The sequence below is a fragment of the Bradyrhizobium tropiciagri genome, assembly GCF_001189845.1.
GTDB lineage: Bacteria > Pseudomonadota > Alphaproteobacteria > Rhizobiales > Xanthobacteraceae > Bradyrhizobium > Bradyrhizobium tropiciagri.
Genome location: NZ_LFLZ01000139.1, coordinates 1 through 9811, shown reverse-complemented (window position 1 = coordinate 9811; position 9811 = coordinate 1). Strand labels below are relative to the sequence as shown.

The 9811-nt window shown below is 56.0% G+C and carries 5 protein-coding genes and 2 pseudogenes; 6 read left to right on the top strand and 1 reads right to left on the bottom strand.

Going from position 1 to position 9811, the window contains the following annotated elements; translation table 11 throughout:
• Nucleotides 1-1067 precede the first annotated feature (1067 nt).
• The 6 genes and pseudogenes from AKN84_RS43675 to AKN84_RS43650 all read left to right on the top strand — a co-directional run bounded on the left by AKN84_RS43675 (nucleotide 1068) and on the right by AKN84_RS43650 (nucleotide 9248).
• Nucleotides 1068-1931 carry a MaoC family dehydratase gene (locus AKN84_RS43675; protein WP_050426503.1) on the top strand — a complete coding sequence of 288 codons (864 nt, stop codon included), beginning with the start codon at nucleotides 1068-1070 and terminating at the stop codon, nucleotides 1929-1931.
• Nucleotides 1932-2725: 794 nt separating this feature from the next.
• A complete protein-coding gene (ectB, locus tag AKN84_RS43670) occupies nucleotides 2726-3997 on the top strand; it encodes a diaminobutyrate--2-oxoglutarate transaminase (protein WP_050426502.1) in 1272 nt (423 codons plus the stop codon).
• Nucleotides 3975-4817 (top strand): 2OG-Fe(II)-dependent halogenase WelO5 family protein, encoded by an 843-nt coding sequence (locus AKN84_RS43665; protein ID WP_050426501.1) that lies wholly within the window; start codon nucleotides 3975-3977, stop codon nucleotides 4815-4817. Before ectB ends, AKN84_RS43665 begins: the two co-directional genes overlap by 23 nt.
• Before the next feature lie 183 nt (nucleotides 4818-5000).
• A pseudogene (locus AKN84_RS50950) lies at nucleotides 5001-6133 on the top strand (mandelate racemase/muconate lactonizing enzyme family protein).
• A gap of 1170 nt (nucleotides 6134-7303) precedes the next feature.
• Nucleotides 7304-8152 (top strand): acyl-CoA thioesterase, encoded by an 849-nt coding sequence (locus AKN84_RS43655; protein ID WP_050426504.1) that lies wholly within the window; start codon nucleotides 7304-7306, stop codon nucleotides 8150-8152.
• Nucleotides 8153-8387: 235 nt separating this feature from the next.
• A complete protein-coding gene (locus AKN84_RS43650) occupies nucleotides 8388-9248 on the top strand; it encodes an acyl-CoA thioesterase (protein WP_050426500.1) in 861 nt (286 codons plus the stop codon).
• 168 nt (nucleotides 9249-9416) lie between these two features.
• Here the strand turns inward: AKN84_RS43650 and AKN84_RS43645 are convergent.
• Nucleotides 9417-9811: pseudogene (locus AKN84_RS43645) on the bottom strand (integrase core domain-containing protein); the annotation flags it as partial.

Sequence of the window (9811 nt, the reverse complement as noted above, 5' to 3'; positions counted from 1 at the left end):
TCCTCAGGGCCAGCGCCTGCGCCGTCTTCCGCCGCATCGTCAGCGACTTAAGTTCGGCTCGCTCATCATCGCTCAATATCAGGGGCGCAAGTGGCTGGGCCGCCATCAGATCCTCCGTCGCTGTTACAGCCGCCATCTCTGGCACAGCGACGCGAATCTATCGCGAATCTACGATTGCGAACTTGTGACTCGGGACACTAGCTAAGTTTGCCCACGTCACAAACGTTGTGCGGGATCTAGTCGTGATGTGCATGGTGATTGCCTTCACTCCGACTCGTGTGCGTCGCCTTCGTTTAGAGCGTCGCGCCGATCGGGCTCGAGCGAATTGGAGCCCTTAATTGAGCATTCTGCAGACCGGGCAATGTGGTAATCAGAGTGCTTTCATATAGCCGACGGCGACAATCGCCAGGACTGCCTGTCGCAGAAACGGCGTTCCTTGTTACGTTTCTGACAACGGTACGATAGGGTTTGCGGTGCGATCTATCAAAAAAAACTTCTTGTTGTAGTCAGAAGCTTGATGCATCGCGCTCGCATTGGCACGGCCATTGCTACTAGAGTTGGCAAAAATCAATGACGTGCCGCGTATAAGTCGATACTCAAACAGAGCGACGCGTTCCGTCTGCGAGAACACCATGCAGTTGCAAAACGGGCAGGCGGGCCATGAGCGGAATAGTTTATTGCCACAGACTCTAATGCCAGAACCAACGCCTGCCGTTCGGCAGGCACCCATCATCAACAGTCGACCATCTGCCTTTGGGGGTATAGAACTTGAGACGTCATAAGTCGATGTGCCTGTCTCAAGTCCGTGCATGTTGTGCCGGGGAGGGCGCATCTCGCGAGCAAGCAATCGCCAGCGATTAGTGAGCAGATCGCCGCTGATCTCAGTCGGCTATCAACTGCGGTCGCGTCCGTATAGCTCCAAATGCAAGGAGCGCAACAACGTGTAAGAAACCCGACGCGTTCACGGGGAGTCGAAATTTAGGTCGAGTTGATCAAGGGCGGACATTCGCTAGCTTACTGTGCCGACTTGACGTTGAACAGTAATAGAGCAAGGGAAAAGGTGACCGGTGCCAATCGATTATCCTGCGGTACTCAATCTCAAGACCGAAGCCGTCCCATATTCGTGGAGTGATCGCGAGGTAATGCTCTATGCGCTCGGTATTGGCATGGGCTCCGATCCGTCGAACGAAAAGGAGCTGCACTTTGTCAACGAGGCATTCTCAGCGCCGGCGACGTTGAAAGTGGTTCCAACCTTTGCGTCGGTCTGCGTCTGGGGGGCGAGACCTGGAGTCATCGACCTAAATCGCGTCAGGGTCGTCGATGGCGAACGCGACATCACATTTCACAAGGAGATCCCTGTCGCAGCTAGCGTGACGGCGGACGCACGTGTGCGCGGCGTGTATGACAAGGGCAAGGACAAGGGTGCGATCATACAGAACGAAGTCATCGTCAGAGATGGCGAGGGGAACAAGATCGTCACTATCATATCTTCGACGTTTGCGAGGGGCGACGGCGGCTTTGGTGGATCTTCGGAGGGAATGCCCGAGCCGCACCAAGTCCCCGATCGAGCGCCGGACAGATCGATTGAAATACCGATTCGTCCCGATCAGGCGTTGATCTATCGGCTGTCAGGTGACAGAAATCCCTTGCATAGCGATCCTGACTTCGCGCGTCGGGCTGGCTTTCCTAAGCCAATTCTCCATGGAATGTGTACTTACGGACTGACCTGCAGAGCAGTGCTGCAGACCTACGCGGACTACGATCCTTCTGCCTTCCAGCGTCATCGTGTTCGATTGTCTGCACCGGTGTTTCCGGGTGAGATCCTTACGGTCTATCTCTGGAGGGACGGAAACTCGATTTCGTTTGAAGGCCATGTACGAGACAGGCAAGTTACCGTCGTCAAGAATGGACAGACGGTGCTGGCGTCCTAGTTTTTTTGGCGGAGCTCCCACGCTTTTCACGAGATCGACCGCACGTGGTCGAGTTCAGCGCTACAACGCACCTGAGACAATCATCGGCAGTGCCTTTGGCGCTCTACGTCCTCGGCGACGCGGAAAAGGATCTACCGCTCCCGCCGCCCCGTGGAAGAGCGAGGCTTTCGTTTCGCTCACTGGAAGGTCTTCGCTTTCCGAAGTGGACGCCTGCGTACAGCAGGATTTAGACGGCGCCGGATCACATACACTACCGGTCTTAGTAGCTTTTTTGTTCGTTTCACTCAAGTAAATTAACGCGGGGCGTGGTGAGGACATGTGTCACCCAATATGAGGCTCGGGCAGGACGTGCGGACTCCAGGTCCTAGCGTTATGCGCAGCCTGAGAGCAGCGTGTCCGTTCGATGAACAACTTCTCTACGAAGGAGAGCAGGATGGGTGGAGCGGCTGACGCGGCCCTCTGCGAGCCAACTGTCGAAACCTCAGAGTCACAGGTCCGTTCAGAAACACGGTTGCGGGGGCAATCTCCTTGGGTAGGGCCGAACCAATCTCAATCGTACCTGCGCCCCGATTCCTCAAGCGGTATCGGCCCTCGCAAATCGGCAGCCGCTGATCGGCCTGATGCAGTCGATATGAGAAATGGCCTTCGTAACGACAGGCCACAGCTGGTTCGACAAGAAAATGAATGGAACACCCACCACGGGCTCATGCTCGGCGTGTTGGTAATAGCGTTCATTGCCGACCAGGGGCATGTAATTGTTTTCTCATGTGGCTAAATAAATATGGACTTCTAAAATGAACACCGATGTTTTCGCGGCTCATGAATCGAACGTTCGTCGCTACGGGCGCTCGTTTCCAACGGTCTTTACGAAAGCCCTTGGAGCGACAATCCTGGACGAGGCTGGTAAGACTTATATTGATTTCTTCGTTGGGTCGGGTGCCCTCAACTACGGACACAACAATCCGAATATTATCGCGCCCGCTATCGAATATCTCGCAGGCGGGAACATTCTCTTGTCGCTTGATATGTACACTGCCGCAAAGCGTGCCTTCATTGAGGTGTTTGTCGATTCGATCCTGAAACCGAGAGGACTTTCTTACAAGTTACAATTTCCTGGGCCAACCGGGACAAATGCTAACGAAGCAGCATTGGCGCTGGCGCGGAAATATACCGGCCGGCCGAGCGTTATGGCCTTCACAAATGCGTTCCATGGCATGTCGCTCGGGGCGCTTGCAGTATCGGGGTCGGCCTCGACGAGGGAGCTGGGCGGAGTTGCTCGCCACGATGTTATCCGCATCCCTTATGACGGTTATCCGAACCACACTTTTGATTCCGCAAGCTACATAGACTGGATAATAGGGGACCCAGGAAGCGGCATAGAAAAGCCGGCCGCAATCATTCTGGAGACCATCCAGGCAGAAGGCGGGATGAACACCGCATCTGCAGCTTGGCTCAAGGAAATTCAGCGCATTTGCCGCAAGCACGGCGTTGTTTTGATTATCGACGATATTCAGGCAGGTGCAGGACGAACGGGCGATTTCTTCTCATTTGAGTTCGCAAAAGTCGAGCCCGACATCGTGTGCCTTTCGAAATCCCTGAGCGGTTCGGGTAATCCGTTGTCCATGGTATTGATTCGGCCCGGCATAGATATATGGAATCCTGGCGAACATAGCGGCACCTTCAGAGGCAACAATCTCGCTTTCGTGACTGCAGCGGCCATGTGCAAACTGTGGTCCGACAGGCAGTTTATTGCGGGTGTCGCGCTGACAACGGGCAAGTTGCAAGAGCATCTTGATCGGCTTGTGGCAAAGTTTCCCAGTTGCATCGAAGAAAAGCGTGGCCGTGGTCTGATGGCCGGCCTCAAGTGTCGTTCACAGAACATAGTCGGCCGTGTGCACGATCTTGCGTTCCAGAACGGACTGCTCATCGAATCGTCAGGGCCAAGTCGTGACGTCATCAAGGTCCTCCCGCCGATAACGATCACCGATGACGAACTCGACCGCGCCGTCGCAATTCTTAATAACGCACTACAGGAGCAAACCAATGGTGACTGCCCAAGTATCTAAAGCACCGCCAGCCATCTCGCCTATTTCGGTCAAAGAGCGAATTGGGACGATCAGCACTGCGGAGATTATCTCAGTCCTAAGAGGTGAGATCACCGCCGTGCACATCCGACAAGCCTTCAGTATCGAGCTCGCCAATGAGATCACCGGGAACTTCGCTCGCAACCCCGGCCTCAAGGAGCGCAAAGATGGCGTTCCCGGACATTATATCGGCGCATCCCACTACCAGAAAGATGCGGCCACCTATTTTGCAGAGGCGGAAAGCGCGAGACCGTTCGTTGACGCCATTTTCGACAATTTAGTTGATCCGGTCCGCGGATTATTCGATGCGTTGAAGCGAGAGCTCCACAATCAAGGCGTCGAACTGCGGCCGACCCGTTCGGCGTACGGTCAAGCTAATGTTTGTCGCGGTCTCCGTTGGTCCGGTACTGGTCCCTACGCTTTGGAACCTCACGACGACGTCGCTCAAGTCCTGTGTGCCGGAAGCGATTATGAGCTTCCAGCGGTGGGGCGCAACACCGTAGTCGCTGCCAACTTCTATCCCAACATGCCCGAGCAGGGAGGTAATCTGCGCGTCTGGAGTCATAAGCCGACGGTGATTGACCGACAGTCTCAGGGCGTGGAGACGACAGGATATCCCTACTCGACGCGCTATCTTGACGGCATTCCTTGTCATGACTTCGAGCTCAAGGCAGGCGATATCGCTTTGATCGACGGCGGTTTCATTCACGGCGTCACCGGGCAATCAGGTAAGAGAGATCGCCTTCTGCTGAATTGCTTCTTCGGGTTTGCACGGCCGGATCTTGTGCTCTGGTGGACCTGATGCCCGATAGTCACATTGAACGCTTCCGCAAGCCAATGGAACGCATAGGCGGACAGGTGGCCGGGCAATGTGCGCGTGGCAACGAGCGTTATCTGTTAACTGGATACAGGGTCATCGGCTACGAAGCCCGTTCGAAGTAGCGCACGAACTTACCGCAAGAGTAATGGACTAGCCGGATATCCGATGAAGATCACAGCCCTCCACACCCATGTGCTTCAAGCACGGCTTTCGCAATCCTTTGCTTTTTCGCGCGGTTGGTATGACACCCGAACGGCCATGCTCGTCGAAGTCGAAACCGACAAAGGGATTACCGGTTGGGGAGAATGTTATGGTCCGGCGCGAATGACTGCCGCGATGGTCGATAGCATCTCGCCATGGCTGATTGGCCAGGACCCGCTGCTCACCGGTTCTATTTGGCAGATGATTTCTGCACGCTTGCGCGATCATGGACACAAGGGCGTGTCGATTCAAGGCTTGAGCGGCATCGATATTGCACTGTGGGATGTCAAGGGTAAGTATTTTGGCGTTCCCGTCCATCAGCTTCTGGGCGGGGCGCAGCGCACCGAGGTTGCTACCTATGCCAGCGGGTTGCATAGGCGCAATTCCGGCGATCCAATGCGCTATCTTCCTGAGGAGGCCGCAGACTATGCCGCCAAAGGGTTCTCTGCGCTGAAGCTTAAGGTTGGCTTTGGAGTGGAAGAGGATGCCACGATCGTGCGCGCCGTGCGTGATGCTGTCGGGCCAGATGTGGCGCTGATGGTCGATGCGAACCAGCCTACGACGTTATCGCTGCGGTTCGTCTCGGCCGACTAATCGAGCAGCACGACATATCCTGGTTTGAGGAGCCGGTGCGACCAGAGGATATCGCCGGGTATAGAGCGGTGAAGGCGGCGCTTTCGATACCGATCGCCGGGGGAGAATGTGAATTCACCCGCTTCGGCTTTCGCGACCTGTTCGTCTCGCGCGCACTTGATGTCGCACAGCCGGACACCGGGGGGGCAGGCGGCCTGTCAGAATGCAAGAAGATCGCCGACATGGCGGAAACGTTCGGCATCCGCTATATTCCTCATGTTAGCGGTACTGGTGTTGCGATTGCAGCGTCCCTGCATCTGCTTGCTGTTTTGCCTCCGCACACGCCGCCCTCGCTTAGGCCCATAGCGCCCGTCCTGGAACTCGATCGGACCGAGGATCCTATACGGCAGGCTGTGCTCGCAGAGCCGATCGAGCACGTCCGCGGCGTCGTCCGCGTCCCTAGCGGTTCGGGTCTCGGTATTGAGGTCGACCGCAAAGCACTGGCGAAATTTGCTGTGCGCTGAAGTGTCAGACATGGCACGTGGCGGATTGCTTGGAGCGCGCCGGCCGATGGCTCGCCATTGAGCTCATGATTCGCGCGACACACTTGCACTGAGGACCGAGCACGCTGAGCCAGTCGCCTTCGCCTCGCCTATCCGCGGTTCGCCGAAAGGATGAAATGGCTGTCAAGTGCCAATTGCTCATGGGGTGGTCAGATCGCGCATCCGTCGCTGCTTAAGTACCTCCGGACGGCTTCCTTCGCGTGATGACTAGCATTGACCTGGCACACGGTTGATTACTTGTCGAACTTGAAAAAGGGAGTGGCGTATTTCGGCCATTTCGATGGCCAGGACCGGTTTCTTCGAGGTGACCTATTCACGACGTTCCGCTTTGTCAGATGAACCAGTAGTTTCTCCTAAAGGTCTGGGAATCGAATATGTCGGCATCAAAGCACAAACGTCGCGATACGTAGACCGCCGCGATCCAAACCCGCCTTCAACATGTTCGACAGTTTCCAGCGAGGACGTTACTTGTGGTACCTCAGTCAACGGCTAGTGACGGTTCGTCACCCATTTCGCCGGACTTGTTGAGGCGTCGAATCGGTCGTCGTGATACTTACCGCGAGCTCGAAAGCGCCATTGTTCGTAATCACGTCATAGAGCAGACCATGCTCGCGGCTCGCCACTACCCTGCCAAGCTACAAGGGCCCAAGCGCGACTTTCCTAAAATCAAAAAGACAAGATTGAAAACAAATTGAGTTGAATGGTGAACGGACAAGTTGGAAGGTTACTAACGCTTGCGACCAAACGTTGTCTTCTCTTACGCTGTTATTGTCGTTTTCACCCGCGTCTGGTTGAAACATCGATGTCCGGAGCCGGACGCTAAGGCGGACACATCCATGGGCGCGCTAAGCAAATAGAACTGTTTTTCCCTTCAAACATCGGCTCGCACAGCGGCTTTTCGGCACATCGCTTGCAAGGGAGGATCTACAGCCATGTTGCGGCTACCGCAGTTTGCAACCTAGGGAGGCAAAACTCTCGATTTTCCAGATCAATCACGTAGGACCGGCCGCGCCAAGAACACCACCGTCACTGCACTCGTGCACGGTCGAGGCAGCCGAAACCGCGTGATCGCAAGAAGGTGGCCTATGGCTGTTCCGCACCCACGTGAGCGAAGAAACCGAAGGCGCGTCAATGTCTAAAGGCCCGATCGACCTGCTGGCCATTTTCGACCTCGAACCGATCGAGGTGAACTTGTTTCGTGGCAACTGTTCGAACACCCGGTCGCGACGGGTGTTCGGCGGGCAAATGATCGGGCAGGCGATGGTCGCGGCATGCCGCACGGTGGAATCCTGGCTCCCGCATTCGTTACACTGCTATTTCATCCTGCCTGGCGATCCCAAGTCGCCGATTATGTACCAGGTCGAGCCCCTGCGGGACGGCAGGAGCTATTCGACGCGATGCGTCACGGCGATCCAGCACGGCAACGCAATCCTCTCGATGATGATGTCTTTTCATTCGGGAGAGCAGGGCATCATCGACCATCAGGATAAGATACCGAGCGTGCCGCAGTTGGAAGAACTCATCGCGGACGATTGGTCCATGCAGCCGATGTTTCCCGAAACACCAGAGTTCATCCGCCACTACTATGGGATCAAATTGCGTCCGGTCGATATCGATTCCGATCTCGGTCGAAAGATTGACGACGGGCGAATCCAGGTATGGATCAAGACGGCCGCGAGGTTACCCGACGATCCGGCGCTACATACGTGCGCATTGGCCTATGCCTCAGACTTAGCGCCGCTCGACGCCGTGATCGCACGCCATGACTGCACGCTGTTTTCCGCGCGTTTGATGCGGACAAGCCTTGATCATGCGATGTGGTTTCATCGCCCCTTTCGCGCTGATGAGTGGCTACTCTACACCTGCGATTCGCCGAGCGCAAAACATGAACGGGGCTTCGCGCGCGGGTTGATCTTCAAATCCGACGGCAAGCTCGTGGCCTCGGTCGCACAGGAGGGCTTGGTTCGGGAGCGCGGCTGAGCCCGTCAAGTGCTGCAGACAAGCGCCAGGAGTTGAAGTGCCACTAGCTAAACATCCGGCACAAGGGTCGGCAGAGTCAGACGCCGCACAATTGACGTGCTGTTCGGCTAGTTGAGATTAGCTGTGCGCGCGAGACAAAGCAGATGCAGAAAAGATGGGGGCAGAAAGGCGATACCGCCACGGTCGGCCCGAAAATCGACGCAAGTCTTCGGATTCAGATAACAAAAGGCGCAATATGATTAATAGCTTAGTGGATATGATGAGCATTCTGGATATCGAACCGATCGAGGCAAACATATTTCGTGGTAACAGTACTAACGCCAGCTCGCCACGAGTGTTCGGCGGCCACGTGATAGCCCAGGCAAGCGTGGCGGCGTGCCGCACAGTGGAGGGCCGGCTGCCTCATTCGCTGCATTGCTATTTCATCTTGCCCGGTGATCCCCGGCTGCCGATCATCTATCATGTCGAACGGCTGCGTGATGGAAAAACTTATTCGATACGTCGCGTCACTGCGATCCAACGTGGCAATGCGGTTTTCGCAATCATGATTTCGTTTCATGCCGAGGAGCAAGGTGTGTTCGATCACCAGGACAATATGCCAGACGTGCCGCCGCCGGAAAACTTCACGGCGGAAAAATTCTCTAAGAAATCCATGTTTCTCGAGTTGCCGGAAACCATCCGTCGCTATTACGAGTCCGATCGTCCGATTGAGTTGCGCCCAGTCGAGATCAGCCGCTATCTTGGTCAGAAGATCAAAGATGGCCGTATTCACATCTGGATCAGAGCCGCTACGCGTCTGCCCGACGATCCGGCGCTGCACATCTGCGCGCTGGCCTATGCATCCGATTTTTCGCTGCTCGATGCTGTCATGGCGCGCTACGGACGTACCCTGTTTGATGGGCGCATTATGTCGGGAAGCCTCGACCACGCAATGTGGTTTCACCGCCCGTTCCGCGCTGACGAATGGCTGCTCTGCGCTAAAGATTCGCCGAGCGCGCAGGCCGGACGCGGCCTAACGCGTGGCTTGATCTTCAGGGCCGACGGAGCGCTTGTGGCATCCGTCGTCCAGGAAGGCTCGGTGCGCGAGCGACGCTGAACCTTCACGACACCGATCGTGACGATGCAAGAATTAAGCGGGATCAACTATCTCCAGCGAGTCGCAATTGACTGATCGGCTGCGCGAACATCGCGGGACACGCCTTCGGCTTCGGCGTCAAGTCGCTCATAGGCTAATGCCCGATCCCAACTCGCTGGCGAGCTCTGGTTACCACTTGGTGTTTAGTCCCGGCATTTTCTGGAGCGGATTGAGTTTGAATCGTTCAGGCTGGGAAGTCCAGCATTTGCAGATGTATTCGTAAGGCGTGAGGCCCTTCAGGGTTTTCAGCTGTCTGGCGTAGTTGTAGGCGCTGATGAAGTCGGCAAGGTGAGCGTCGAGCTGATGGTGTCGATCGTAGTGATAGCGTTGGACGGTCGCTTCCTTGATGGTCCGGTTCATGCGCTCGACCTGGCGATTGGCCAGGGATGCTTGATCTTGGTCAGCCGATGTTCGATCCCGTTCTCTCGGCAGCGCATATCGAACATGTGTGTCATGTACCTTGCCGTCGAGCCGACCGCATAGCGCGGTGGGAAAGTGAACTGGGTCCCATTGTCGGTGAGAAG

Coding starts and splice junctions, on each gene's coding strand:
- AKN84_RS43665 (WP_050426501.1), top strand. CDS start 3,975: ATGGTGACTGCCCAAGTATCTAAAGCACCGCCAGCCATCTCGCCTATT.
- AKN84_RS43655 (WP_050426504.1), top strand. CDS start 7,304: ATGTCTAAAGGCCCGATCGACCTGCTGGCCATTTTCGACCTCGAACCG.
- AKN84_RS43650 (WP_050426500.1), top strand. CDS start 8,388: ATGATTAATAGCTTAGTGGATATGATGAGCATTCTGGATATCGAACCG.
- ectB (WP_050426502.1), top strand. CDS start 2,726: ATGAACACCGATGTTTTCGCGGCTCATGAATCGAACGTTCGTCGCTAC.